The organism is Micromonospora sp. NBC_00898, assembly GCF_045207895.1.
In the GTDB taxonomy this organism is placed as follows: domain Bacteria; phylum Actinomycetota; class Actinomycetes; order Mycobacteriales; family Micromonosporaceae; genus Micromonospora.
The window spans coordinates 6,432,005-6,457,271 of record NZ_CP108775.1; the positions used below are offsets into that span (position 1 = coordinate 6,432,005).

The following is a 25,267-nucleotide window of genomic DNA, read 5'->3' on the forward strand; positions in this document are numbered from 1 at the left end:
GTGTCCCGATCCGCGGCCGGCCAGCTCTCCGTCACCCGCCGCGCCGACGACCTGCGCCGGCTCCGCGCCGAGCGGTTCGACGTGCTGGTCATCGGCGGTGGGGTGACCGGCGCGGGCGCCGCCCTCGACGCCGCCTCCCGCGGCCTGAAGGTGGCGCTGGTGGAGGCGCGGGACTACGCCGCCGGCACCTCCAGCCGGTCCAGCAAGCTCATCCACGGCGGCCTGCGCTACCTGGAGCAGTTGGAGTTCCACCTGGTCCACGAGGCGCTGACCGAGCGGGGGCTGCTCGCCACCCGACTCGCGCCGCACCTGGTGCGCCCGGTGCCGTTCCTGGTCCCGCTGCCCGCCGGGCGCGGGCTGCGGGACCTGCCCGGGCGATTCTTCCGGCGCTCCTACTACGGGGCCGGCGTGGCCGCGTACGACGCCTTCGCCGGTGTGTTCGGTGGCGGGCGCGGCATGCCGCTGCACCGGCACCTGACCCGCGAGGGTGCCCGGCGGATCTTCCCCAGCCTCCGCGCCGACGCCCTGGCCGGGGCGATCCGCTACTACGACGGCCAGGTCGACGACGCCCGGCTGGTGGTGACGCTGGCGCGGACCGCGGCCAGCCTGGGCGCGTCCGTGGTGACCAGCACGCGGGCGGTCGGCCTGATCCGCCAGGCCCGCGAGGTCACCGGGGTCCGGGTCCGCGACCTGGAGGCGCCCGCCGGCTCACCGGACGCCGAGTTCGAGGTACGCGCCCGCACGGTCATCGCCGCCACCGGTGTGTGGAGCGACGACATGTCCCGAATGCTCAACGACGTCGGGCTGCGTCCCGGCGTGCGGGTCCGGGCCTCCAAGGGCGTCCACCTGGTGGTGCCCCGCTCGGCGATCACCGGCGAGACCGGGCTGATCCTGCGCACCGCCACCAGTGTGCTCTTCGTCATCCCGTGGGGCGGCCACTGGATCATCGGCACCACCGACACCGACTGGCGGCTGGACCGGTCCCACCCGGCGGCCACCGCCAAGGACATCGACTACCTGCTGGAACAGGTCAACACGGTGCTCGACCGGCCGTTGACCACTGCCGACATCGAGGGCGTGTACGCCGGGCTGCGCCCGCTGCTGGCCGGCGAGGCGGACTCCACCTCCAAGCTCTCCCGGGAGCACGCGGTGGTGGAGCCGATGCTGGGGCTGCTGCTGGTCGCCGGCGGCAAGTACACGACGTACCGGGTGATGGCCTCGGACGTGGTCGACCGGGCGGTCCACCGGCTGGGCTGGACCCGCCCGTCGCGCACCGCCGACCTGCCGCTGGTCGGCGCCGACGGGTACGCGGCGACGTGGCGGGACCGGGCCGACCTGGCCCGCCGGCACGGCGTCCCGGTCGGGGTTGTCGAACACCTGCTGGAGCGGTACGGCACCCTCACCCGCGACCTGCTCGCCCTGATCGACGCGGACCCGCTGCAGGGTTCCCCGCTGGCCGGCGCGCCGGAATACCTGGCCGCCGAGGTGACGTACGCGGCCCGGGCCGAGGGGGCGCTGCACCTGGAGGACGTGCTGACCCGGCGTACCCGGATCTCCTTCGAGACCAGCCACCGCGGCCTGGACTCGGCGGAGCACACCGCGGAGCTGATGGGCGCGGTGCTCGGCTGGGACGAGGCGACCCGGGCCCGCGAGGTGGCGCACTACCGGGCGCGGGTGGACGCCGAGCGGCAGTCGCAGCTGATGCCGGACGACGTGGCGGCGGACGCGGCCCGGCTCGGGGCCCCCGACGTTCGGGGGTTCGCGGCGGACCGGGGGGTCGACGGCGACGTCGTCGAACCCTCCTCGTCCCCCCGGTAGCCGATCCGTCCGGTCCCGGTCGGCGCTCGGCGCCCGACCGGTCGGCGGGTACCGGCCAAACCTACGGTGGGGTAGGTTGCCGTGCGTGGTTCGCCCATCAAGGTCGCGCGTCATCCTATTTTCGGCCGGTGTTCTGCTGGCGGTCGCCCTGACCGGTTGCTCGGTGTTCGAGCCGGCCGAGGGGGCCACGGCGCAGCCCGGGGGCACACCCTCGGGCGGGGGCGCGCCGCCCGCCGGCACACGCCGGGTCTCCCTGGTGCAGAAGCTCGGCGCGGACGGCCCGGTCCGGACCCTGGAGGTGGAGCCGAACGGCAGGTGGGCCTGTCGGGACTGCGCCGGCGACGGGGTGAACTCGACCGGCGAACTCGCCCCGGACCAGGTGCAGCGGTTGCAGCAGATGCTGGCCGACCCCGGCCTGGCGACGGAGACCGACGAGGCCCGCCACTACAAGCTGGCCTGCATCGACGCGTTGACCTCCACCCTGCTCATCCCGCCGGGCCTGACCATCACCTCGCAGGACTGCCCGGGTGAGGACCGTCCCCCGGTCGCCGACCAGATCCTGCTGCTGCTCACCCAGGCGACGCCGGCCGAGGTCCGCGGCTGACCGCCGCCCGGCCGGGCCGCGTCCCGGCGGCCTGACCGTCCGGGCCGACCCGAGCGGGTCAGAGCACCTTGCCGGGGTTGAGGAGGCCCGCCGGGTCCAGCGCGGCCTTGATCGCCCGGTGCACCCGGACCCCGACCGGGCCGATCTCCCGGGCCAGCCAGTCCCGCTTGAGCAGCCCCACGCCGTGCTCCCCGGTGCAGGTGCCGCCCAGTTCCAGACCCAGCCGCATGATCTCGTCGAACGCCCGCCGGCCACGCTCGACGCTGGCCGGGTCGGCCCGGTCGACCACGATGTTCGGGTGCATGTTGCCGTCGCCCGCGTGCCCGACCACGCCGATCGGCACGGCGCACTCCGCGGCGATCCGGGCCACCCCGTCCAGCAGCGCCGCGAGCGAGCCGCGGGGCACCGCCACATCGTCGATCACCAGGCCGCCGTTGCCGCCGGGGAAGGCGTCCGCCGCGAACTTCTCCATCGCCGGGTGGGCCAGCCGGCGGGCCTGCAGCAGGGCCGCCGCCTCCACCGCGTCGGTGGCCGTCCACACCTCGACGGCGCCGGCCGCCTCGCACACCCCGGCGATCCGGGCCAGGTCCTCGGCGGCCCGGGAACCGGTGTCCACGGCGGCCAGCAGCAGCGCCTGCGCGTCCGTGCGCAACCCCATCGGCCGGTACGCCTCGATGGCCGCCAGGTGGGTCCGGTCCAGCAGTTCCAGCAGGCTCGGGGTGAGCCCACGCTCGGCGATCCCGGCCACCGCCGTCCCGGCGGCCGCGGTGGAGCCGAAGACCGCGACCAGGGTCAGCGACTCCTCGGGCGCGGGCCGCAGCGAGACGGTGATCTCGGTGATCACTCCGAGGGTGCCCTCGGAGCCGACGAAGAGCCGGGTCAGGTCATACCCGGCGACCCCCTTGGCGGTACGCCGGCCGGTGCGCAGCACCTCGCCGTCGGCGAGCACCACGGTCAGGCCGAGCACGTACTCGGTGGTGACGCCGTACTTGACGCAGCACATGCCGCCGGCGTTGGTGGCGACGTTGCCGCCGATGGTGGAGGACTCCCAGGAGCCGGGGTCGGGCGGATACCAGAGGCCCTGCTCGCGTACCGCCGCGGCCAGCGCCGCGTTGACCACGCCGGGCTGCACCACGGCGATCCGGCTGACCGGGTCGATCTCCAGGATCCGGTCCATCGCGACGGTGCTCAGCACCACCGCGCCGTCGATCGCGTTCGCCGCGCCGGCCAGCCCGGTCCGCGCCCCCTGCGGCACCACCGGTACGCCGTGCCGGGCGGCCGCCCGGACCACCGCAGCGACCTGCGCGGTGTCCCGGGGCCGGGTGACCACGAGCGGCGTGCCGGCGGCGCAGAGGTCGGCCTCGTCCCGTTCGTGCATCCGGAGCAGGTCGGGGTCGGTCAGGACGGCGGCGTCGCCGAGCGCGGCCCGCAGGTCGTCGAGGAGGGGGTTGTCGGCCATGCCGGGAAGGCTAAGTCGCCCCAACCTGATCATCAACCGCGCGTCCGGCGCGTTAGATTGGCCGCCATGCTGTATCTGGACCGGCCGGCCGTGCCCTGGCGGGGACGGCTCTGGTCGCACCTGATCAGCGACGTCTCCTTCGCCGAGCTGCACGCCTTCGCCGAGGCGCTGGGCGCGCCCCGCCGCGGCTTCGACCGGGACCACTACGACCTCCCCGCCGAGCGCTTCCCCATGGCCGTGTACCTCGGCGCCCAGGTCGTCCCCACCCGCGAGATAGCTCGCCTCCTCCGCGACGTCGGCCTCCGCCGCCCCAAGCACCTCACCCGCCCCCGCCCACCCCACCCCCGCCGCGATCTTGCACTTCCGGTCGCTGATCTGGGCTGATTCACCCTTTTCGCCCCGACACCAACTGCAAGATCGACGGACCAGGGGGTCAGGGACGGAGGGTGGTGAGCTCGCGGCTGAGGTTGGTGCGGGCGGCGGCTTCCCAGCGTGAGCGCAGGGTGGGGAGGCGGTAGAGGGCCGGGAGGGTCAGCAGCGAGCGCAGGACCGCCGCCCGGCCGGCGCGGAAGGCCGGATCGGGGACGTGGGCGTACTCGCGGCGGACGGCGGCGGCGTAGCGGTCGTACACCGGTGGTGGGCCGGCCAGGACGGCCAGGTCGGCGTCGCAGAGCAGGGCGCCGTCCGGGTCGTCGTCGGCCACCGTGTGGCCGGCGGTGAGCAGCACCAACCGGCGGACCTCGGCCACCGTCCCGGCCGGCAGCCCGGCGTCCGCGAGGAGGGTGCCCACGAGGGCCGCACTGGCCCGTTCGTTGGCGTCGCCGCCGGCCCGCGGGTCGTAGACCGCGTCGTGGCCCCAGGCGGCCAGCCGGACCAGGTCGGGGCGGCGGGCGACCGCCGCGTGGCCGTCGACCACGTCGAGCACGGCGGTCAGGTGGTCCACCGTGTGGTAGTGCCGGTGCGGCTCCCGCCAACCGGCCAGCAGCCGCTGCCCGGCCCGGTCGACCCCGGCCGGGTCGGTCGCCCCGGCGCCCCGGGCGGCGTCCCGCCACCGCTCGATCAGCTCTCCCACCCGGTGCAGTCTGCCCCACGGCGAGGAATCACCGGGTGTGACGCGGGTAGTCCCCGCCATGGCCGTGGCCCGGGACCGACCGTCGTTCGTGCGTCGCACCTCCTGGAAGAACGGGATGGTGGACGTCGACGCGGCACGGATCGCCGAGGCGTTGGACCAGCTACGGCACCGGAGCAAGGCCACCCTGCACGACCGGCTGCACCGGGTCCGGATGGCGATGGGCCTGGCCGTCCAGGCCGGGCTGGCCGCCGCACTGGCCTGGATCGTCTCCCACCAGCTGCTGGGCAACCCGCAGCCGGTCTTCGCGCCGATCTCAGCGGTCGGCACGCTGGCCGCGTCCGTCGGCCAGCGGCTGCGCCGCACCGTCGAGCTGATCGTCGGGGTGGCGGTCGGCGTCGCCCTCGGTGACTTCCTGATCTATCTGCTCGGCGCCGGCGGTTGGCAGTTGGGGCTGGTGGTGACGGCCGCGATCCTGCTGACCATCTTCTTCGGCGCGAGCGTGGCCATCGTGATCCAGGCCGCCGCCACCGCGGTGCTGATCGTGACGCTCAGCCCGTCCACCCAGAACCTGGAGATACCGCGCTTCGTCGACGCGTTCATCGGCGGTGGCATCGCGTTGCTGGTGACCGCGATCCTGCTGCCGCTCAACCCGCTCCGGGTGATCAACCGGGCCGCCCGGCCGGCGCTGGACCTGCTCGCCGGGCAGCTGGACGTCACCGCCGAGGCGCTGCGCAACCGGGACCGGCAGAGCGCCCAGCGCGCGCTGGAACGGCTCCGGGAGAACAAGGAGGAGTTGGCCGCGTTCACCGAGGCGATCGAGGGGGCCAAGGAGACCAGCACGCTCTCCCCGGCCCGCTGGCACCGGCGCAGCGAGCTGACCCACTACGCCGAGGCGGCCGACCCGATCGACCGGGCGATGCGCAACAGCGGCACCCTGATCCGTCGCTCGGTCACCATGGTCGAGGACGAGGAGCCGGTCCCGGAGCCGATGCCCGACGCGATCGCCCACCTGGCCGAGTCGGTCCGCATGCTGCGGCACGAGTTCGCCGTCGGCGAGGAGCCGGAGAAGGCCCGTGAGCGGTCGCTGCGCGCGGTGAGCGAGGCCGGCCGGGCGTACGCGCAGGGGGTGGGCTTCTCCGGCAGCGTGGTGATCGCCCAGGTGCGTACCACCGCCAGCGACCTGATGGTCGCCTCCGGCATCGAGCAGGAGGAGGCGAACCGGCTCGTCCGGCAGGCGTTCGGCGGCGGGGAACAGCCGCCGAGCGGCCAGGCCGAGCAGGAGGGCGCCCCGAAGCCGCCGACGGCGCCCCCGGTCGGGTGATCCCGCTCAGCCGAGCGCGGCCAGGGCGTCCACCAGCCGGTCCACCTCGGCGGCGGTGCTGCCGAGGCCGATGCTGGCCCGCAGCGCGGTGGGCGGCAGGTCCTGCCGGCGGCTGCGCGCCGCCGCCTCGGCGAGCAGCCGCCGGGCCAGCGGGTGGGCGCAGAAGAGCCCGTCCCGGACCCCGATCTGGTGCGCGGCGGCCAGGTGGGCGGCGACCTCGGCGGAATCCCGTCCGGCCACCACGAAGGAGACGATCCCCACCCGGGGCGCCTCGGGTGCGAAGGTGCGCAGCTCCACCACGTGCGGCAGGGTGGCGAGCCCGGCCCGCAGCCGGGCCAGCAGCCGCTGCTCGCGGGCGTGCAGCGCGTCCCGGTCGGCCCCGGCGAGCGCGGCGCAGACGGCGGCCAGGGCGACCGCGCCGAGCAGGTTGGGGGTGCCGGCCTCGTGCCGGGCCGGGCCGGTGGCCCACCGCACGTCGTGGGTGGCCGCGCCGACGTGACCGGTGGCGCCGCCGCCGGCCAGGTGCGGCGGGGCGGCATCCAGCCAGTCCGACCGCCCGACGAGCACCCCGGCGCCGAACGGCGCGTACAGCTTGTGGCCGGAGAGCGCCAGGTAGTCCACGTCCAGCGCGGCCAGGTCGACCGGCGCGTGCGGGGCGAGCTGGGCCGCGTCCACCAGGATCCGGGCGGAGTGCCGGTGGGCGACCCGGGCCAGCTCGGCCACCGGCCACCGCTCACCGGTCACGTTGCTCGCGCCGGTCACCGCGACCAGCACCGGCGGCCCGGCGGCCACCGTGGCCCCCGGGCGCGGGGCCGGCTCGCTCCCCGGGCTCACCCGGCGCAGCTCCCTGAGGGCGGCGTCCAGCGCCCGGACCGCCGCGGCGGGGCTCTCCGGCACCGGCAGCCGGACCGAGCCGCGCGGCCAGGGCAGCAAATTGGCGTGGTGTTCCCCGGCGAAGGTGACCACGGTGGTGCCGGAGGGCAGCGCCCGGGCCAGCAGGTTGACCGCGTCGGTGGTGTTCCGGGTGAAGATCACGTGGTCCTCGGCGCGGGCGCCGAGGAAGTCGCCGATCGTCTGCCGCGCCCGCTCGTAGGCCAGGGTGCAGCGCCGCGACAGCGCGCCGGCGCCGCGGTGCACGCTCGCGTTCCAGGGCAGGAGCTCGGCCACCGCGTCGGCCGCGGCCCGCGCGCACGGCGCGCTGGCCGCGTAATCGAGGTTGATCTGACCCGGTACGCCGAGCACGCCGAGCGGGTCGGCGGCGGCCGGCCGGTCCGGGAGCGCGGGCAGTGCGGGCAGCGACGGTACGAGGGTGACGGTCATGGGAGGAACCTCCGGAGCCCAGGGGACCCCGGGGTGTGGGCACCGGGACGGGGTCCGCGCTTGCCCAGCACGCCGTTCGGGCTGGGCCCGGTCATCACCCGGGGCACCCCACCGCGAACTCGACGAGGGTTGCCGGCCAGCAAGCCGGGGCTTGACGCTGGCGCTCGTGACCTGCCGGCAGCATAGCGGCCGGAATGCGGCCGGACCAGAGGGGCGCGGGTGACTACGCTGACCGCATGGCCGACAACCCGCCCGGCGGAGCCCCGCCGTCGCCGACCGCGCCCGCCGCCCCGCCACCGGGCACGGCGACCCCCCGGATGCCGTTGCGCCGGCTCGGCTGGCGGCGGTTCCTGGTGCTCGCCGGGGTCGTCCTGCTGATCGCCGCCGGCGGGGTGTTCATGCTGTACACACTCGGCTCCAGCCTCGGCCCTACAGCGCTGCTGGTCGGCGTGGTCGCGGCGGTCCTGCCCGTGCCGGTGCTGGTCTCCTGCTTCCTCTGGCTGGACCGCTACGAGCCGGAGCCACTCAAGTACCTGATCTTCTGCTTCGCCTGGGGCGCGTTCGTCTCCACGGCCATCTCACTGCTGGTTAACGAGGGCTCCGCCCTGCTGTTCAAGAACTGGGGGCTGCCGACGGCGCTCACCGCCGTGCTGGTCGCCCCGTTCATCGAGGAGCTGACCAAGGCGCTCGGGCCGATCCTGTTGCTGATCTTCCGGCGCCGGGAGTGGTCCGGGATCACCGACGGCCTGGTCTACTGCGGGCTCTCCGCGATCGGCTTCGCCATGGTGGAGAACATCCTCTACCTGGGCGGCTACGGCTACCGCACGGGAGTCGAGGAGTACGGTCCGGCGACCGGCGCCCGCCAGGTGATCGCCATCTTCATCGTCCGGATCCTGATCTTCGGCTTCGCCCACCCGCTGTTCACCTCGATGACCGGGGTGGGTCTGGGCATCGCCGCGCGGACGGCCGACCGGCGGGTCCGCGTGCTCGCCCCGATCGCCGGGCTGCTGCTGGCGATGATGCTGCACGGCACCTGGAACCTGCTGCCGTCGCTGGCCGCGGCCACCGGCCAGCCGCTGATCGCCCTGTACGGCTACCTCGGCGTGATGGTGCCGATCTTCTTCGGCATGGTGGGCCTGGCGATCTGGCTGCGCGCCTGGGAGGGGCGGCTCACCGAGCGGACCCTGCCGGACTACGTGCGGGCCGGCTGGCTCACCCCGCCCGAGGTGGCGGCGCTGGGCAGCCTGGGCCGGCGGCACGCGGCCCGCACCTGGGCCCGCCGGATCGCCGGCGACGGCGGGGTGAAGGCGATGCGCGGCTACCAGTTCGCGGCGACCCGGCTGGCGCTGCTGCGCGACGGGATGCGCCGGGGCCTGGACCGCAAGCAGGCCGACCGGGACCGGACGGCCCGGGAGGAACGGGAGCTGCTGGAGGCCATTGCGGCGTACCGGTCTTTCTTCGTGGGGCGGGACCCGCAGGCGCCGGTGGGGGTCTGGGACGGGCAGCGCTACCACCTGCGGTTCCCGGACGGGTCGCAGCGGGCGGTATCGGCGCCGGACGAGCCGGTGGTGCCGATCCCGGTGGTGCTGGCCCCGCCGCCGCCCCCGGCCTATCCGGCCGGCTACGGCCCGCCCGGCTGGTACGGCCCTCGACCTGCCGCGCCCTGGCCCCCCGGCGCCTGACCGCTTCCGGCCGCCGGTGGTGGCGGCGGCGCGGGTCAGGTCGTCAGGCCGGTCATGAAGTCGCCGAGGCCCTGGAAGATGGCCATCAGCGCCGCCCCGATCCCCTTGAACATCTGGGCCGCGCCGTCCGGCCGGAACGCCATGAAGTAGATCAGGAAGGCGACGAAGCCCCACAGCAGCAGCTTCTTCACGAATACCGGCATCGTCCCTCCCCAGGGCGGTGGAGGTGGCTGGCTTCCCGTCGGGAGGGAAGGCAAACGACGCCGCGGGCGGCAAGGGCCTACAGGTAGAGGCCGGTCGAGCCGGTGGGCTCCTTGTCCACCCGTTCGGCGGCGACGGCGTGCACGTCGCGCTCGCGGAGCAGGACGTACCCGCGGCCGTGCAGCTCGACCTCGGACCGGTCGTCGGGGTCGAAGAGCACCCGGTCGCCGGCGACGATCGCGCGTACGTGCGGGCCCACCCCCACCGCGGTGGCCCAGGCCAGGCGCTTGCCGACCGCCGCGGTCGCCGGGATCACGATGCCCGCGGTGGAGCGGCGCTCGCCCTCGCTGCCCTCCGTGCGCACCAGCACGCGGTCGTGCAGCAGGCGGATCGGCAGGCCGGAGTCGAGGTTCTGGTCGGCGGTCACGCGAAGACGCTACCGCGTGCCCCGCGGTCGGTCGTGCGGTGGTTGAGCGGAGTCGGCTGGGGGCAATGTGTGGCGGATCCGCCCTAGGGTGGGACCGACGGACGTATCCTGTCCCCCCTGTGTCGTGGGCGGACCAGCTTTGCGGGAGGTGCGCTTGAGCCGCTTCGAGCGGGTACGCGGACGGCTCCGTCACGCGTACGAGTCGGGACGCGAGTCGGCGCGCGCGAAGCGTGCCCAGCCGGCGGACGCGCCCGACGAACCGGGCGAGGCCTCGCCGACCTCGCCGGGTCCGGTGGCGCCACCCGCGGCGACGGTGGTGGGCGCGGAACCGCCGGCCGCGATGCACAACTCCACCTCCAGCCGGGACGACGCCGAGGTGCCGCACGCGCTGCGGATCGCGGCGGCCTGGTCGTGGCGCCTGATCGTGGTCGGGGTCGTCACCTGGGGGCTCCTCAGGATCGTCGGCACCATCCGGATCGTGATCATCCCGCTGGCGGTGGCGCTGCTGCTCTCGGCGCTGCTCGCCCCGGCGGTCGGCTGGCTGCTGAAGGCCCGCTTCCCCCGGTCGCTGGCGACCGGGGTGGTGCTCGTCGGCGGCCTGGCGGCGGTGATCGGCACGCTGACCCTGGTGGTGAACGAGTTCATCCAGGGCGTGCCCGAGCTGAGCGAGAAGTCGTCGCAGGGCGTACGGCAGATCCAGAACTGGCTCAAGACCGGCCCGCTGCACCTGTCGGACAGCCAGCTCAACCGCTACATCGACGAGGCGCAGGGCTGGATCAACGGCAACACCGAGAAGTTCACCAGCGGCGCCCTCTCCACCGCGGCCACCCTCGCCGAGGTGCTCACCGGCACCATCCTGGTGCTCTTCGCCACCTTCTTCTTCCTCCGCGACGGCAGCAGGATCTGGCGGTTCCTGGTCCGGCTGCTGCCGGTCGCCGCCCGCTGGAAGGTCGACGACGCCGGCCGGGCGTCCTGGTCGACGCTGGGCGCGTACGTCCGGGCCACCGTCCTGGTCGCCTTCATCGACGCGGTCGGCATCGGCATCTTCCTGGTCGTCTTCGACATCCCGTTCGCCTTCCCGCTGGCCGCGCTGGTCTTCCTGGGGGCGTTCATCCCGATCGTCGGCGCCGCGCTCTCCGGCGTCGTGGCGGTGCTGGTGGCGCTGGTCGACAGCGGGCCGATCAAGGCGCTGATCATCCTCGGCGTGGTGATCGGCGTGCAGCAGGTCGAGGGGCACGTGCTCCAGCCGCTGATCATGGGGCGCGCGGTGGCCATCCACCCGCTCGCCGTGATCATCGGGATCGCCGCCGGCGTCGTCCTCGCCGGGATCACCGGGGCGCTGGTCGCGGTGCCGCTGATCGCGGTGCTCAACACGGCCGTCCGCCGGCTCGCCGCCCGGACCGTGCCGGACACCCCGCCGGACGCGGTGGTGGTCGCCTCGCAGGCGCCCTGACCGGAGCGGGCAGGCATGAACTTTCGTAAGGCGCTGGCGACGCTCGCCGCCGTGCGGGTGGTCACCCAGGCGGACGGCCGGCCGACGGGGGGAGTCCGCCCGCTCCGTCAGCTCTTGCCGAGCCGTTCCAGGGCGCCCCGGGCCACGTCCGGCCGGGTGGTGTACCAGAACGGCGGCAGCGAACGCCGCAGGAACGGGCCGTAGCCACGGGCGGTCTCCAGCCGGGAGTCGAGCACCGCGACGACGCCCCGGTCCCCGGTGGCCCGGATCAGCCGCCCCACGCCCTGCGCGAGCCGGACCGCCGCGATCGGCACGCTGACCGCGGCGAAACCGGACCCGCCGCCGGCGTCCACCGCCGCGGCCCGGGCCGCCGCGAGCGGCTCGTCGGGGCGCGGGAAGGGCAGGCGGTCGATCACCACGAGCTGGCAGGCGTCGCCCGGCACGTCCACCCCCTGCCAGAGCGACATCACCCCGAACAGGCAGCTCTGCCGTTGCTGCCGGAACCGGCGGACCAGCAGCGGCAGCGCCTCCTCGCCCTGGAGCAGCACCGGCAGGTCGGTCCGCGTGCGGAGCAGCTCCGCGGCCTGCTGCGCGGCCCGTCGGGAGGAGAAGAGCCCGAGGGTACGACCACCGAGCGCCCCGACCAGCGCCAGCAGCTCCTCGCCGGCCGCCTCGGGCAGCCCGGAGACGCTGGGGCGGGGCAGGTGCGCGGCGACGTAGAGGATGCCCTGCCGCGCGTAGTCGAACGGAGAGCCGACGTCCAGCGAGCGCCAGCCCGGCCCCTCGGTGGCCGGCACGGTGCCGGTGGCGGCCCGGCTGCCGGGTGCGGCGGCGACCGGCGCGGGTACGGCGGCGTCCCCGCGCGCGGTGCTGGCGGCGAGGGCGGCGGCGGCCGGAGACGGTGGGGCGGGCGGCGGCGCGTCGAGCCCGAGCGCCCGGGCCACCGTGTCGAACCGGCCGCCGAGCGCGAGGGTCGCCGAGGTGGCGACCACGGTGCGCTCGTCGTACAGGTGGGTGGCGAGGGTGCCGGCGACCGAGAGCGGCGCGACCACCAGGGCGCGGCGGCTGCCGTTGTCGGGCTTCTCCACCCAGGCCACGTCGTGGTCCGCCTCCTCCAGCAACCGCTGGGCGGTGGTGGAGAGCTCGTCCAGCACCGCCTTCGCCTGCTGCTTGCGGACCGGGTCCGGGTCGTCGGCCTTGACCTCGCCGATCGCCTCCAGTGCCGCCCGGGTCGCCGCGTCGAGCAGCGTGCACGCCTCCCGCAGCGGCCCGGGCAGGCCGGCGGTCAGCCGCCCGGCGGGCGCCTCGGCCAGCCCGACGGCGAGGGCGTCGCCGGCCTCGGTGAGCCGCTCGGCGACCTCCGGCCGCAGCAGCGGCCGGGCCCGGCGGGTGGACCGGTCGACCAGCTCCGGGACCAGCTCGGCCTGGGCGGCGGAGGAGACCCGGTCGGCCAGCTCGTGCGCCTCGTCCACGATGAGCAGCTTGTGCGGCGGCACGATGTGCCGGCCGGCGAGCATGTCGACGGCGAGCAGGCTGTGGTTGGTGACCACGATGTCGGCCTCGCGGGCCCGGGCCCGAGAGGCCTCGGCGAAGCACTCCTGCCCGAACGGGCAGCGGCTCGCGCCGACACACTCCCGGGCCGGCATCGAGACCGTCCGCCAGACCTGGTCGTCCACGCCCGGGTCCAGCTCGTCCCGGTCGCCGGTGTCGGTCTTCTCCGCCCAGTCGCGCAGCCGCTGGATCTGCTTGCCCAGCCGGCCGGCCTCGCCCAGCCACTTCGTCCCGCCGCCGGGGCGGGCCGCCGGGCCGTCGAAGAGGGTGTCCTCCGGCTCGTCCTCGGTGGAGTTGTCCAGCCGGGCCAGGCACAGGTAGTGGTGCCGGCCCTTGAGCACGGCGAAGGTGGGCCGCCGGCGCAGCAGCGGCTCCACCGCGTCGGCGAGCCGGGGCAGGTCGTGGTCGACCAGCTGGGACTGCAACGCCAGGGTGGCGGTGGAGACCACCACCGGGCCGTCCACGGTCAACGCCGGGGCCAGGTAGGCCAGCGACTTGCCGGTGCCGGTGCCCGCCTGGACGAGCAGGTGCTCGCGGGAGGCGATGCTCCGCTCGATCGCCTCGGCCATCTGCTGCTGGCCCGGGCGGGCGGCCCCGCCGGGCACGGCGCCGACCGCCGCGGCGAGCAGGTCGGCCCCGCTGGGCCGGGTGCCCCGACCCTTCCGGGACGCGGCGGGACCGGTGGCGGTGCGGGGCGGGGTCACCGTGCGACGGTACCCGGCGCGGCCGACACGGGCCGCGCCGATCCGCCGCGTGGCGTCGTCGCGGTACGCGTTCGCGCGGGTCGCGTCCGGTTACCTGCCGATCGCGTCGCGTGGCCGGAATCGGTTAGGGTGCCAGTCATGCCGAGCGACGTGGTCCGCGTGATCTACCGCAAGTTCGACGGCAGCGCCCACCGCGACTACCCGGCCCGCCGCCTCGCCGAGGACGATCTCGGCGTGTGGCTGGGCGTGCCGGCCGGCACCGAGTCGGTCTACCACGGCCGGCCCTCCGTCGAGCAGATCCCGTTCGTCCTGCTGGTGCCGCACCACGGCTGGTGGACCGGCATGTTCAACCCGCCGCCGCGGACCAGCGAGGTCTACTGCGACATCGCCACCCCGGCCCGCTGGGAGGGCGGCGACACGGTCCACCTGATCGACCTCGACCTGGACGTGGTGCGCCGCCGGGCGACCGGCCTGGTGGAGCTGCGCGACGAGGACGAGTTCGCCGAGCACCGGGAGCGCTTCGGCTACCCGGACGACGTGGTGGTGGAGGCGGAGGCGGCGGCCGGCTGGCTCTTCGGCGCGCTCGCGGACGGCACCGAGCCGTTCGCCACGTCGTACCGGAAGTGGCTGGCCCTGGTGGTCTGAGCCGGGGTCACCGGCGCGGCGGCCAGACGTCGTCCGGGCCGAACGCCGGCAGGTCGGCCAGCTTCTCCGGGTTGAGCTGGTTCCAGACGCCGGTGATCCGCCCCTCGTGCACCGCGTACGCCATGACCAGGCGCAGCGTGCGGCCGTCCCGGTAGACGGTCTCCAGCTGCCAGCCGAGGGCGCCGTCGACCAGCACCGGCCGAGCCAGCAGCGGGCCGGCGAACCGGGCGGCCTGCCCGAAGAGGCCGAGGATGAAGCGGGCCACCGCCTCGGCGCCCACCACCGGCCGGCGGGCCGCCGGGAAGTGCCCGCCGCTGTCGCCGACCATGACCACGTCCGGGGCGAGCACCTCGACCAGCCGATCCAGCTCGCCGGAGTCCACGGCGGCGGCGAACGCGGCCAGCACCCGCCGCTGCTCGGCCAGGTCGGCGGTGTGCCGGGGGACGTCCGGGGCGGTGACCGCCCGGCGGGCCCGGGAGGCGAGCTGCCGGGCCGCGGCGGGTGTGGTGCCCAGCACCTCGGCGATGGTGGCGAACGGCACGGCGAATACGTCGTGCAGCACGAACGCGACCCGCTGTTCCGGCGCGAGCCGTTCCAGCACCACCAGCAGCGCGGTGCCGACCTGGTCGGCGCGGACCGCCCGTTCGGCCGGGTCGGGGGCGAAGCCGGCGGCGGCCGGGACGGCGTTCACCACCGGCTCCGGCAGCCACTGCCCGGGGTAGGTCTCCCGTCGTACCCGCGCGGAGCGGAGCACGTCCAGGCAGATCCGCGAGCAGGTGGTGGTCAGCCAGCCCCGCAACTCCCGGATCTGGGCGCGGGCCGCCGGGTCGGCGAGCGCGCCCGCGTACCGCAGCCAGGTCTCCTGCACGGCGTCCTCGGCCTCGCTCCGGCTGCCCAGCATCCGGTGGGCGACCGCCATCAGGTGCCCGCGCTCCGCCTCGAACTCCGTGCTGAGATCCGTCACCGCATTCTCCTCCCACCGCCGCCCACATCGTCCCCGTCCCAGGGAGGCGACGGCAGCCCCGAATGTGACTGCGGGGCGGGTGGGGCTTGCTGCCCGCCGTTCGGCTGGCCGGCGTCGGCCGTCTCGGCGTTGAGCCGGGCGGTGATGAGGGTCAGCACCCGGCCCGCGGTGGCCAGGTCGTCGGCGGGGATGTCACGGTACACCCGCCCGATGACCTCGTCGACGGCGAGGCGGATCGCCCGGTGGCGTGCCTGGCCCGCGTCGGTGAGCTCGATCCGGGGTGTTTCGCCGGGCAGTTCGGCGAGCAGCCGGCGGGTGGTCAGCTCGGCTATCGCCGCGGTGGCCGCCGCGGCGTCGATCTTCAGGGTGCCGGTGATCCGGGCGACGAGCCGGTCGCGGTCGACCGCCCCGCCGCCGGCCGCGGTGAGGGTCAGGGCCACCCACTGGTGCCTGGTGGTGCCGGTGCGGGCGAGGATGCGCGCCAGGACCGGCAGGTGGGCGTTCTCGGCCTGGCCGACGATCTGAGGGTTGAGCAGCGGGCTGGTCATCGTGGCTCCTCCGGCTCGTTGGTCGTTACAACGTTTGCCTCATTAACGTTAGGCGTCCTAATGATTCAAGGGCAATCGTTAGGACCCCGAACGACCTGTTAGGGTCGTCACATGCGAAGGCCGGCCGACGACGTCACCCCGGCCCGGTTCACCCGCCTGCCGAGCTGGCTGCTGACCCAGACCGCCCAGCACGCCGGGCGCCTGGTGGCCGACGGGATGGCCGCCGTCGACGGGCGCGGCTACCACTACCGGGTGCTGGCGGCCCTCGACGAGTTCGGTCCGGCCAGCCAGGCGGCCCTGGGCCGACGCAGCGGCGTCCACCTGAGCGACCTGGTGGCGGCGCTCAACGAGCTCGCCGACCGGGGGTTCGTCGAACGCGCCCCCGACCCGGCCGACCGGCGGCGCAACATCATCACCATCACCTCGGCCGGCCACCGGCAGCTGGCGCTGCTGGAGGGGCAGCTGACCCGCGTCCAGGACGCCCTGCTCGCCCCGCTCGAGCCGGACGAGCGTGCCCAGCTGGTGGGGCTGCTCACCCGCGTCCTGGACCACCAGGTCCGGGGAGCCGGAAGCCCGCAGACGCCCACCGTCGGCTCCTGACCCTCGGGTCGGCGTGCCGACCGCTGGCATCCGACCCAGCTCCGCCCGCCCGGCCGGGCGCGGCGTCCCCGGGAGGCGGGGACGGGTGGGGTGGGTGATGATCCGGGGATGAGCGGAGTCGATGAGGCGGCCGTCGTGCCGCCGGACGGCGGGACGATACGGGAACTGCTGCGGGTGGCGCCGGCGGGCGGGGCGGTCGACCTGGCCGCGATCGACCCCCGGTCGATGCCGGGGCTGCCCTCGGCGGCCGGGAGCGGCAAACGGCGCAAGGCCTGGGCCCACCAGCAGGTCGCGCTGCTCGGCGCCGAGCTGGGCCGGCAGCAGGAGATGTTGTACGCCACCGCGAAGGGTGCGGCCGGACCGGACGCGCCGGCCGGGGCGCCGACGGCGGCCGACGCCCAGCTGGACGGCGACCGGCCGTGCCGGGTGCTGCTCGTGCTCCAGGCGATGGACTGCGGCGGCAAGGACGGCACGATCAAGCGGGTGGCCGGCGCGATGAACCCCCTGGGCCTGCACATCCGCTCGTTCGGGCCGCCCAGCGCGGAGGAGCGGCGGCACGACTTCCTGTGGCGGATCCGCCGGGCCCTGCCGCCGCCCGGCTACGTCGGGATCTTCAACCGCTCGCACTACGAGGACGTGCTGATCGCCCGGGTCGACGGGCTCGTCGACGAGGCCACCTGGCGGGCCCGGTACGACGAGATCAACGCCTTCGAGCGGGAGCTGGACGGCGGCGCGGTGACCCTGGTCAAGGTGATGCTGCACATCTCGTACGCGGAGCAGGGCGAGCGGCTGATGGAGCGGCTGACCGACCCGCGCAAGTACTGGAAGTACAACCCGAGCGATCTCGACTCGCGGGCCCGCTGGGGCGACTACCAGGCCGCGTACGCCGAGGCCCTGGCCCGGTGCGACGCGGACGCCGCGCCGTGGTTCGTGGTGCCGGCGGACCGCAAGTGGTACCGGGACTGGGCGGTCGCACACCTGCTCCGGGAGACGTTCGACGGACTGGATCTGGGGTATCCGGCAGCCGGTTTCGACGTGGCGCGGCAACGCCAACGGTTGCGGAGTGGGGACGACGGACTGAAGGTGAACAGCAGGTGAACGAGTGGTGAATCGGGCCTGACCAGGGGTGGGCCGGGGAATGCCCCGTCCCGCCGTGTCCTTAGCATTCCCGGAGCAGGCGCCCCTCGGGGCGGCAGCCACCCTTCCACCGACACGACGAGGTCCGTGCTGTGAAGTTTTCCTTCCGTCCCACCGAGGGCGCCTTCTACGAGCTCTTCACCAGGGCCGCGCAGAACCTGGTGCGGGGTACCGAGCTGCTGAACGAGCTGGGCCTGCCCGACGTCGACGTGCAGTCGGTCAGCGAGCGGCTCACCGAGGTCGAGCACGACAGCGACCAGATCACCCACGAGCTGTACAAGAAGATCAACTCTACCTTCATCACCCCGTTCGACCGGGAGGACATCTACCGTCTGGGCTCGCTGCTCGACGACGTGATGGACCACCTGGAGGCGGTCGGCAACCTGCTCTACCTGTACGGCCTGACCAAGCTCCCCGCGCTGCCGCGCGAGCTGCACGAGCTGGTCAACGTCCTCGACCAGCAGGCCAAGCTGACCGCCGAGGCGATGCCCCGACTCAAGTCGATGAAGGACCTCGAGGACTACTGGATCGAATGCAACCGGCTCGAGAACGACGGCGACCAGGCGTACCGGATGCTGCTGGTCCGACTCTTCTCCGGCGAGTACGACGCCCTCACCGTGCTGAAGATGAAGGAGGTCGCCGACGAGCTCGAGGCCGCCTGCGACGCCTTCGAGCACGTGGCGAACACCGTCGAGACCATCACGGTCAAGGAGTCCTGATCCTGTGAGTCCCGAACTCATCGCCGTACTGGCGGTGATCGTGGCCGCCATGGCGTTCGACTTCACGAACGGCTTCCATGACGCGGCGAACGCGATCGCCACCAGCGTCTCCACCCGGGCGCTGACACCTCGGGTCGCCCTCGCACTGGCCGCGGTGGGCAACTTCGTCGGCGCGCACTTCGGCGCCGGCGTGGCCAAGACCGTCGGCGACGGCCTGGTGACCCTGCCCACCGGAGTGACCAGCCTGGGGGTGGTCTTCGCCGGGGTTCTCGGGGCGATCGCCTGGAACCTGATCACCTGGTACTTCGGCCTGCCCTCGTCGTCCTCGCACGCCCTCTTCGGCGGCCTGGTCGGGGCGACGCTGCTCGCCACCGGGGGCGTGGTGCAGTGGGGCAACATCGGCGAGAAGGTCATCATCCCGATGGTGCTCTCGCCGGTGGTCGGCCTGATCCTGGGCTTCCTGGTGATGCTGCTGATCCTCTGGCTGTTCCGGAAGGGGCAGCCGGGCAAGTTGAACCGGGGCTTCCGCTGGGCGCAGACCGCCTCGGCGGCGGCCATGTCGATCGGCCACGGTATGCAGGACGCCGCGAAGACCATGGGCATCATCGTCCTGGCTCTCTACACGGGCGGTTTCCAGAGCGACAAGACGCACATCCCCGGCTGGGTCTTCTGGACCTCGGCGACCATGCTGGCGCTCGGCACCTACTCCGGTGGGTGGCGGATCATCCGCACGCTCGGCCGCAAGATCATTGACCTGGGCCCGCCGGAGGGCTTCGCCGCCGAGACGGTGGCCAGCGCGGTGCTCTTCTTCAACGCCCTGGTGCTGAAGGCTCCGATCTCCACCACCCACACGATCACCTCGGCGATCATGGGTGTGGGCGCGACCAAGCGGCTCTCCGCGGTGCGCTGGAACGTCGCCGGCAACATCGTGATCGCCTGGATCATCACGTTCCCGGCCGCCGCGCTGATCGCCTGCCTCGCCTACCTGGTGGTCCGACCGCTCTTCTGAGGTGAAAGGAGGGCCCCTTCTCAAAGACGTCTGTTGAGAAGGGGCCCTCCTTTCACGCGTAGGAGACGCCGATCCGCTCCCGGATGCCGTCCAGCAGCGCCATCACCTCCAGCGTCGCGGCGTGCGGGACCAGCGGGCTCTCGGTCAGCCCGGCTGCCAGGCACCGCTGCACCTCGACGGCCTCGTGCTGGTAGCCGCCGCCGGTCAGGTCGGCGGGGATGGTCTCCGGTTCGGCCCCGAGCCGGTGCAGCAGCGCCGAGCCGGGCCGGTAGAACGGCTCGGGCAGGTCGATCCGCCCGGTGGTGCCGGTGATCGAGGCGGTGATCCCGGTCGCGCCGACCATGCCGCAGCTCAGCGTGGCCACCGCGCCCGAGTCCCAGCCCAGCACCATGCCGGTGTTCTCGTCCACGCCCTCGGGGCCCAGCTTCGCCCAGGCGTGCACATGCTGCGGCACGCCGAGCAGCAGGTGGGCCAGGCTCAGCGGATAGACCCCCAGGTCGAGCAGCGCCCCGCCGCCCAGCGTCCGGGCCCGCATCCGGTGCTCGGGCGGGAACGGCCCGGCCGCCCCGAAGTCCGCCCGCACGCTGGTCACGTCGCCGATCGCACCCGCCGCGATCAGCTCCACCACGCGGAGGATGAGCGGGTTGGTCCGCATCCACATGGCCTCCATCAGGAAGACCCCGCGGGCCCGGGCGGTCTCCACCAGCTCGGTGCTGGTGGCCAGGTCGAGCGTGCAGGGCTTCTCCACCAGCACCGCCTTGTCGCCGGCCAGGCAGGTCATGGTCGCCTCGTGATGGGCGGCGTGCGGGGTGGCCACGTAGATCACGTCCAGGTCCGGGTCGGCGGCCAGCTCGGCCCAGGAACCGTACGCCCGGGGCACGCCGTGCCGGGCCGCGAACAGCTCGGCGCTCTTCGGCGTACGTGAGCCGACCGCGACCAGTTCCGCGCCCGGCAGCAGTCGCAGGTCCTCGGCGAAGCGGCCGGCGATGTGTCCGGTGGCCAGGATTCCCCAACGCGTCATCCCGGCACGCTATCCCGGACCGCCCGGACACCGGGAGGATGATCCACCCGTCGGGAACTAGGCTCGCGGGATGACGATCGACGGCTTCGCCGCACCCCCCGCCCTGGTGGAGCACGCCCGCCGGTTCCGCGCCGAGGGCGGCACCCCGGCGACGCCCCGGGTCGCGGCCACCGTGCTGCTGCTCCGCCCCGCCGGCGTCGACTTCGAGGTGTACGTGATCCGCCGGGTCGCCGCGATGACCTTCGGAGGGATGTACGCCTTCCCCGGTGGCGGCGTCGACCGCTCCGACTCGCAGGCCCACCTGGACTGGGCCGGTCCGGCGCCGACGCGCTGGGGGGACCGCCTCGGCCTCGCGCCGGACGCCGCCCAGGCGGTGGTCTGCGCCGCCGCCCGGGAGGTCTTCGAGGAGGCCGGGGTGCTGCTGGCCGGCCCGGACGCCGACACGGTGGTCGGCGACGTCAGCGGTGACGACTGGGAGGCCACCCGGCAGGACCTGGAGGGGCGCCGGGTGGGCTTCGCCGACCTGCTCGCCGGGCGACGGCTGACACTCCGGTCCGACCTGCTGCTGCCGTGGAGCCGGTGGATCACGCCGGAGTTCGAGCCGCGCCGCTTCGACACGTACTTCTTCGTGGCCCTGCTGCCGGAGGGGCAGCGGACCCGGGACGTCTCCGGCGAGGCCGACCACACCATGTGGATCCGCCCCGCGGACGCCCTGGCCCGGGCCGAGGCCGGCGACCTGACCATGCTGCCCCCCACCCTGGTCACCCTCGCCCAGGTGGCCGCGGCCGGCGACCTCGCCGGCGTGGCCCGGGCGGCGGCCGGTCGCGACGCCGCCAACCCGGTCACCCCCCACCTGGACATCCCCGAGCACGGCGAACCCCGGTTCCTGCTGTCCTGAACCCACCCCGGGACACGTCGAGGGGCGCCGGTCAGTGCGACCGACGCCCCTCGCGGACCGGGAACCAGCGGCTCAGAGGCCGTCGGGTAACCGGATGGTTACGTTGTGAAAAGTTGTTCGGCGTTGATGCGTCGAGCGGCTGCACGTTCGGCGGTGTTGGCCCATCGGGTCGGTTGACGGGCCAGGCGTATCGCCATGAGTCGAATCATTGCGACTTTGATCATGGTCTCGGAGTTGGTGGTGAGGCGTTCGTAGTCGCGGGCCAGGCGTCGGTTGCGGATCAGCCAGCCGAAGGTGCGTTCCACGACCCAGCGGCGGGGTAGGACCTGGAAGCCTTTGACGTCGTCGGTGCGTTTGACGATCTGCAGCAGGATGCCGAGTTGGGTCTTGGCCCAGGTCAGCAGACTGGTGTCGACGCTGTTGGCGTAGCCACCGTCGGCCCAGACGACGGCGATGGTGGTGAAGGTGGCGGCGAGGCGGTGCAGCAGCGCCCGTCCGCCGGGTCGGTCCTGTACCGAGGCGGAGGTGACCGCGACGACGAGCAGGAGTCCCATCGTGTCGACGATCAGGTGTCGTTTCCGGCCGGTGGTGCGCTTACCCATGTCGAATCCACGAGACTCACCTCCCTCACTGGATTTGATCGACTGGGCGTCCAGAACCGCCGCCGTGGGCTCGGGTTCCCGCCCGGCCTGCACGCGCACCTGCCGCCGCAGTTCGTCGTGGATGGCATCCCACGTGCCGTCTCGGCGCCAGGTGGTGAACCACCGATGCGCCGCGTCCGGCGGGGCCAGATCGTGAGGCATCAACCGCCACGCACAGCCCGACCGCAGCACATAGAAGATCGAGTTCAGAATCAACCGATCGTCGTACACCCGCGGACGTCCGCCTTTGCGCAGGTCACGCACCGGCATCAACGGAGCCAGGACAGCCCACATCGCGTCGGTCAGGCCGGATGAGTAGCATCTACGGGCGTCGTCCCCGCCAAGATCCCTGTTGCACACACATCAAGATCATGGCGGGGATGACGCATTTGTCGAGCACCCGACATCGACGTTTCTCGCCGTAACAGCCCGCCCTCAATCGGTTACCCGACGGTCTCTCAGCCGAAGCGGCCGGTGATGTAGTCCTCGGTCTTCTTCACGCTCGGGTTGCTGAAGATCTTCTGGGTGTTGTCGTACTCGATGAGGCGGCCCGGGTCGCCGGTCTTCTCGATGGAGAAGAAGGCGGTCCGGTCCGACACCCGCGCGGCCTGCTGCATGTTGTGCGTGACGATGATGATGGTGAACTTGTCCTTGAGCTGGAACATCAGGTCCTCGATGGCCAGCGTCGAGATCGGGTCCAGCGCCGAGCAGGGCTCGTCCATCAGCACCACCTGCGGCTCGACGGCGATGGTGCGGGCGATGCAGAGCCGCTGCTGCTGACCGCCGGAGAGGCCCGCGCCCGGCTTGCCGAGCCGGTCCTTGACCTCGTCCCAGAGGTTGGCCGAGCGGAGCGCCTTCTCGGCGGTCTCCTCCAGGATCGACTTCTTGCGGACCCCGTTGAGCTTCAGCCCGGCCACCACGTTGTCGAAGATCGACATGGTGGGGAACGGGTTGGGGCGCTGGAAGACCATGCCGATCGTCCGGCGGACCGCGGTCACGTCAATGTCCCGGTCGTAGATGTCCTGCTCGTCGATGGTCAGACTGCCCTCGACCCGGGCGCCGGGCAGCACCTCGTGCATCCGGTTGATCGACCGCAGGAAGGTGGACTTGCCGCAGCCGGACGGGCCGATCAGGGCGGTGACCGTCTTCGGCTCGACGGTCAGGCTGATGTTCTCGATCGCCTTGAAGTTGCCGTAGTAGGCGGTGACGTTCCTGGCTTCGACGCGCTTGGCCATGGTGGTGGTACCTCCGTTGATCATCGGCTCAGCCGGTTGCGGCGGGCGAGCAGCTTCGCCGCGATCGTCAGGATCAGGACGAGAGCGACCAGGGTGAGTGCGGCGGTCCAGGCGCGGGCCGGCGAGTACTTGGAAGCGTCGCCGGCCTGCTGGTAGACGAAGAGCGCCAGTGAGGACTGGTTGTTCTCGAAGGGGTTGAGGTTGATGGCGGCGGTGCCGCCGGCGACGAGCAGCACGGGGGCGGTCTCGCCGGCCGCCCGGGCGATGGCGAGCATGACGCCGGTGACAATGCCCGGCAGCGCGGTCGGCAACACCACCCGCAGGATGGTCTTCCACTTCGGCACGCCGAGGGCGTAGGAGCCCTCCCGCAGCGGCGCCGGGACCAGCCGGAGCATCTCCTCGGTGGAGCGGACCACCAGCGGCAGCATCAACACACTCAGCGCCAGGGCGGCGGCGAAGCCGGAGAAGCCCGGCTGACCGTCGTTGAACCACGGCGAGACGACCAGCACCCAGAAGGCCAGCACGAAGAGGCCGGCGACGATCGACGGGATGCCGGTCATCACGTCCACGAAGAACCGGATCGCGAAGGCGAACCGGCCCCGCCCGTACTCCACGATGTAGATCGCGCAGAGGACGCCCAGCGGCACCGTGATCAGGGCGGCGATGCCGGCCTGCTCCAGGGTGCCGACGATGGCGTGGTACGCGCCGCCCTCGGGGTCCCGGGGGCCGATGTTGTTCATCGAGGTGTTGAAGAAGTTGCCGTCGAACCGTTCGGCGCCCTTGCTGACCAGGGTCCAGACCACCGAGACCAGCGGCAGCGCGGCGAGCACGAAGGCGGCGTGGATCAGCGAACTCCAGGTGCGGTTGCGCGCCTGGCGCCGGCCCTCCACCGCCGAGCTGGCGGCGTAGACGCCGGCGAGGTAGAGCAGCAGGCCGACGACGATCACCAGGACGGTGCCGCCGATGCCCGTGCCGTAGACGACGGCCGCTGCGACGGCAAGCGCACCGGCGGCGATGCCGAGCACGGCGACGAGCGGGAGCCGCCGGGCTCGCAGCGTGGACGGCTGCGCCGGCGGTCGGGTGCGGTGTGAGGTGACGGTGCTCATGCGGCGGACTCCGTGAACTCCCGGCGGCGGTAGATGATCGCCCGCGCGGTCATGTTGACGATCAGGGTGATGACGAACAGCACCAGACCGGAGGCGATGAGCGCGCCGCGACCGGTCGCGTTGGCCTCGCCGAACTTCACCGCGATATTCGCGGCGATCGAGTTGCCGCCGTTCTCCAGGACGTTGAAGGAGATGTTGTAGGCGAAGCTCAGGGTCAGCGCGAGGGCGATGGTCTCACCCAGCGCGCGGCCCAGGCCGAGCATCACCGCGCCGATCACACCGGGCCGGCCGTACGGCAGAACGGCCGTGCGGATCATCTCCCACCGGGTGGAGCCGAGGGCCAGCGCGGCCTCCTCGTTGGCGGTCGGCGTCTGCAGGAAGACCTCCCGGGAGAGAGAGGTGACGATCGGCAGCACCATGATCGCCAGCACCAGCGAGCCGAGCAGCACCGAGCGGCCGAACGGCCCGTCGCCGCCGAAGATCGGGATCCAGCCGAAGTACTTGTTGAGCCAGACCGACAGGTCGGTGACCGGACCGACGAGGTAGTCCCGGCCCCACAGGCCGAACACCACGCTTGGCACCGCGGCCAGCAGGTCGATCAGGAGCCCGAGGGTGGTGCCCAGCCGGCGCGGCGCGTAGTGGGTGAGGAACAGCGCGATGCCCAGCGCCACCGGCACGGCCACCAGCAGCGCGAGCGCCGACGAGAGCACCGTGCCGAAGGCCAGCGCCCCGATGCCGAACTTCGGCTCGGGGTCGTTGGGGAACCAGCCGTCGAAGGTGAAGAAGCCGACGGTGTTCGCGCGGAGCGCGGGCACGGCCTTGACGACCAGGAAGACCGCGATGGCCACGATGGTGATCAGCACCATCGAGCCGGCTGCCATGGTCAGCAGCCGGAAGATGGTCTCCGCGCCGAACTTCTGCCGGCGGGGCAGGGCACCGCCGCCGCCGACGCCGCCATGCGGAGCCTGGCTCGTCGGCGGTTCGCGGAAATCGGCCGGAAGCGCCGAACCGGCGGGGCGGGCGTGACTGGTGGTCACGCGCGACCCGCCGGTGTAGGCGTCGGCCGAGCGGGGTGGAGTATCGCCCATCTGCTCGCTCGCTCCGTTACGAAGGGGTTAGGTGGTTACCGGGT

Annotated in this window: 23 protein-coding genes, 3 pseudogenes and 1 riboswitch; of the genes and pseudogenes, 12 read left to right on the plus strand and 14 right to left on the minus strand. The window is 73.4% G+C overall.

The window, feature by feature from the left end; all coding sequences use genetic code 11:
* Complete coding sequence (locus tag OG799_RS31260) at positions 1-1,818, plus strand: glycerol-3-phosphate dehydrogenase/oxidase (RefSeq protein WP_406046460.1); 1,818 nt, start codon at positions 1-3, stop codon at positions 1,816-1,818.
* A gap of 163 nt (positions 1,819-1,981) precedes the next feature.
* A complete protein-coding gene (locus OG799_RS31265; protein ID WP_406040271.1) occupies positions 1,982-2,422 on the plus strand; it encodes a hypothetical protein in 441 nt (146 codons plus the stop codon).
* A 58-nt stretch (positions 2,423-2,480) separates the two neighbouring features.
* Here OG799_RS31265 and OG799_RS31270 read toward each other — a convergent pair whose 3' ends face one another.
* Positions 2,481-3,881 (minus strand): FAD-binding oxidoreductase, encoded by a 1,401-nt coding sequence (locus OG799_RS31270; protein WP_406040273.1) that lies wholly within the window; start codon positions 3,879-3,881, stop codon positions 2,481-2,483.
* A 66-nt stretch (positions 3,882-3,947) separates the two neighbouring features.
* On the opposite strand from OG799_RS31270, the gene OG799_RS31275 reads away from it, so the two are divergent.
* The gene (locus tag OG799_RS31275; RefSeq protein ID WP_406040275.1) at positions 3,948-4,265 is read left to right on the plus strand and encodes a DUF4031 domain-containing protein; all 318 of its coding nucleotides are present in this window, start codon (positions 3,948-3,950) and stop codon (positions 4,263-4,265) included.
* Positions 4,266-4,314: 49 nt separating this feature from the next.
* Here OG799_RS31275 and OG799_RS31280 read toward each other — a convergent pair whose 3' ends face one another.
* Positions 4,315-4,953, minus strand: a complete 639-nt coding sequence (locus OG799_RS31280) for a metal-dependent phosphohydrolase (protein WP_406040277.1) — start codon at positions 4,951-4,953, stop codon at positions 4,315-4,317.
* Positions 4,954-5,011: 58 nt separating this feature from the next.
* Between OG799_RS31280 and OG799_RS31285 the strand changes: the two genes are divergently transcribed.
* Entirely contained in the window at positions 5,012-6,274 is a 1,263-nt protein-coding gene (locus OG799_RS31285; RefSeq protein WP_406046461.1) for an FUSC family protein, read from the plus strand.
* Positions 6,275-6,280: 6 nt separating this feature from the next.
* On the opposite strand, the gene OG799_RS31290 is transcribed toward OG799_RS31285, so the two are convergent.
* Positions 6,281-7,594 (minus strand): aminotransferase class V-fold PLP-dependent enzyme, encoded by a 1,314-nt coding sequence (locus OG799_RS31290; protein WP_406040279.1) that lies wholly within the window; start codon positions 7,592-7,594, stop codon positions 6,281-6,283.
* A gap of 51 nt (positions 7,595-7,645) precedes the next feature.
* Positions 7,646-7,766: riboswitch (SAM riboswitch) on the minus strand.
* Between the two features lie 22 nt (positions 7,767-7,788).
* On the opposite strand from OG799_RS31290, the gene OG799_RS31295 reads away from it, so the two are divergent.
* Positions 7,789-9,276 (plus strand): PrsW family intramembrane metalloprotease, encoded by a 1,488-nt coding sequence (locus OG799_RS31295; RefSeq protein ID WP_406040281.1) that lies wholly within the window; start codon positions 7,789-7,791, stop codon positions 9,274-9,276.
* A gap of 35 nt (positions 9,277-9,311) precedes the next feature.
* Here the strand turns inward: OG799_RS31295 and OG799_RS31300 are convergent, their stop codons facing one another.
* Together OG799_RS31300 and OG799_RS31305 are read right to left on the minus strand one after the other, a co-directional pair.
* The gene (locus tag OG799_RS31300; protein WP_406040283.1) at positions 9,312-9,479 is read right to left on the minus strand and encodes a hypothetical protein; all 168 of its coding nucleotides are present in this window, start codon (positions 9,477-9,479) and stop codon (positions 9,312-9,314) included.
* A 77-nt stretch (positions 9,480-9,556) separates the two neighbouring features.
* Positions 9,557-9,904 carry a GroES family chaperonin gene (locus tag OG799_RS31305; protein WP_406040285.1) on the minus strand — a complete coding sequence of 116 codons (348 nt, stop codon included), beginning with the start codon at positions 9,902-9,904 and terminating at the stop codon, positions 9,557-9,559.
* Positions 9,905-9,992: 88 nt separating this feature from the next.
* Here OG799_RS31305 and OG799_RS31310 point away from each other — a divergent pair, with 88 nt between their 5' ends.
* On the plus strand, positions 9,993-11,357 hold the full coding sequence (locus OG799_RS31310; RefSeq protein ID WP_406040287.1) for an AI-2E family transporter: 1,365 nt from the start codon (positions 9,993-9,995) through the stop codon (positions 11,355-11,357).
* 107 nt (positions 11,358-11,464) lie between these two features.
* Here OG799_RS31310 and OG799_RS31315 read toward each other — a convergent pair.
* Together OG799_RS31315 and OG799_RS31320 are read right to left on the minus strand one after the other, a co-directional pair.
* Positions 11,465-12,151 (minus strand): annotated as a pseudogene (locus tag OG799_RS31315) (ATP-dependent DNA helicase); the annotation flags it as partial.
* Between the two features lie 111 nt (positions 12,152-12,262).
* Positions 12,263-13,612: pseudogene (locus OG799_RS31320) on the minus strand (ATP-dependent DNA helicase); the annotation flags it as partial.
* Between the two features lie 138 nt (positions 13,613-13,750).
* Here OG799_RS31320 and OG799_RS31325 point away from each other — a divergent pair.
* On the plus strand, positions 13,751-14,257 hold the full coding sequence (locus OG799_RS31325) for a DUF402 domain-containing protein (protein ID WP_406040289.1): 507 nt from the start codon (positions 13,751-13,753) through the stop codon (positions 14,255-14,257).
* Between the two features lie 7 nt (positions 14,258-14,264).
* Here OG799_RS31325 and sigJ read toward each other — a convergent pair whose 3' ends face one another.
* A complete protein-coding gene (sigJ, locus tag OG799_RS31330) occupies positions 14,265-15,221 on the minus strand; it encodes an RNA polymerase sigma factor SigJ (protein ID WP_406040291.1) in 957 nt (318 codons plus the stop codon).
* Complete coding sequence (locus tag OG799_RS31335) at positions 15,218-15,769, minus strand: hypothetical protein (protein ID WP_406040293.1); 552 nt, start codon at positions 15,767-15,769, stop codon at positions 15,218-15,220. Before OG799_RS31335 ends, sigJ begins: the two co-directional genes overlap by 4 nt.
* A gap of 111 nt (positions 15,770-15,880) precedes the next feature.
* Between OG799_RS31335 and OG799_RS31340 the strand changes: the two genes are divergently transcribed.
* From OG799_RS31340 to OG799_RS31355, 4 genes are all read left to right on the plus strand, one after another.
* A complete protein-coding gene (locus OG799_RS31340) occupies positions 15,881-16,369 on the plus strand; it encodes a MarR family winged helix-turn-helix transcriptional regulator (RefSeq protein WP_406040295.1) in 489 nt (162 codons plus the stop codon).
* Between the two features lie 108 nt (positions 16,370-16,477).
* A complete protein-coding gene (locus tag OG799_RS31345; RefSeq protein ID WP_406040297.1) occupies positions 16,478-17,467 on the plus strand; it encodes a PPK2 family polyphosphate kinase in 990 nt (329 codons plus the stop codon).
* A 131-nt stretch (positions 17,468-17,598) separates the two neighbouring features.
* Positions 17,599-18,225, plus strand: coding sequence for a DUF47 domain-containing protein (locus OG799_RS31350; RefSeq protein WP_242794679.1), 627 nt, complete (start codon positions 17,599-17,601; stop codon positions 18,223-18,225).
* 4 nt (positions 18,226-18,229) lie between these two features.
* Positions 18,230-19,234, plus strand: a complete 1,005-nt coding sequence (locus OG799_RS31355) for an anion permease (RefSeq protein WP_406040299.1) — start codon at positions 18,230-18,232, stop codon at positions 19,232-19,234.
* A gap of 52 nt (positions 19,235-19,286) precedes the next feature.
* Here OG799_RS31355 and OG799_RS31360 read toward each other — a convergent pair whose 3' ends face one another.
* On the minus strand, positions 19,287-20,255 hold the full coding sequence (locus OG799_RS31360; RefSeq protein ID WP_406040301.1) for a Gfo/Idh/MocA family protein: 969 nt from the start codon (positions 20,253-20,255) through the stop codon (positions 19,287-19,289).
* Positions 20,256-20,325: 70 nt separating this feature from the next.
* Here OG799_RS31360 and OG799_RS31365 point away from each other — a divergent pair, with 70 nt between their 5' ends.
* A complete protein-coding gene (locus tag OG799_RS31365) occupies positions 20,326-21,153 on the plus strand; it encodes an NUDIX hydrolase (RefSeq protein ID WP_406040303.1) in 828 nt (275 codons plus the stop codon).
* Positions 21,154-21,329: 176 nt separating this feature from the next.
* Here the strand turns inward: OG799_RS31365 and OG799_RS31370 are convergent.
* From OG799_RS31370 to pstC, 4 genes and pseudogenes are all read right to left on the minus strand, one after another.
* Positions 21,330-22,154: pseudogene (locus OG799_RS31370) on the minus strand (IS5 family transposase); the annotation flags it as partial.
* A 98-nt stretch (positions 22,155-22,252) separates the two neighbouring features.
* Positions 22,253-23,029: a phosphate ABC transporter ATP-binding protein PstB gene (gene pstB / locus OG799_RS31375; RefSeq protein WP_406046462.1), complete on the minus strand. Its 777-nt coding sequence runs from the start codon at positions 23,027-23,029 to the stop codon at positions 22,253-22,255.
* A gap of 20 nt (positions 23,030-23,049) precedes the next feature.
* Positions 23,050-24,135, minus strand: a complete 1,086-nt coding sequence (gene pstA, locus OG799_RS31380) for a phosphate ABC transporter permease PstA (RefSeq protein WP_406040305.1) — start codon at positions 24,133-24,135, stop codon at positions 23,050-23,052.
* Positions 24,132-25,223, minus strand: coding sequence for a phosphate ABC transporter permease subunit PstC (pstC, locus tag OG799_RS31385; RefSeq protein ID WP_406040307.1), 1,092 nt, complete (start codon positions 25,221-25,223; stop codon positions 24,132-24,134). The genes pstA and pstC overlap by 4 nt, the downstream gene beginning before the upstream one ends.
* Between the last annotated feature and the right edge of the window lie 44 nt (positions 25,224-25,267).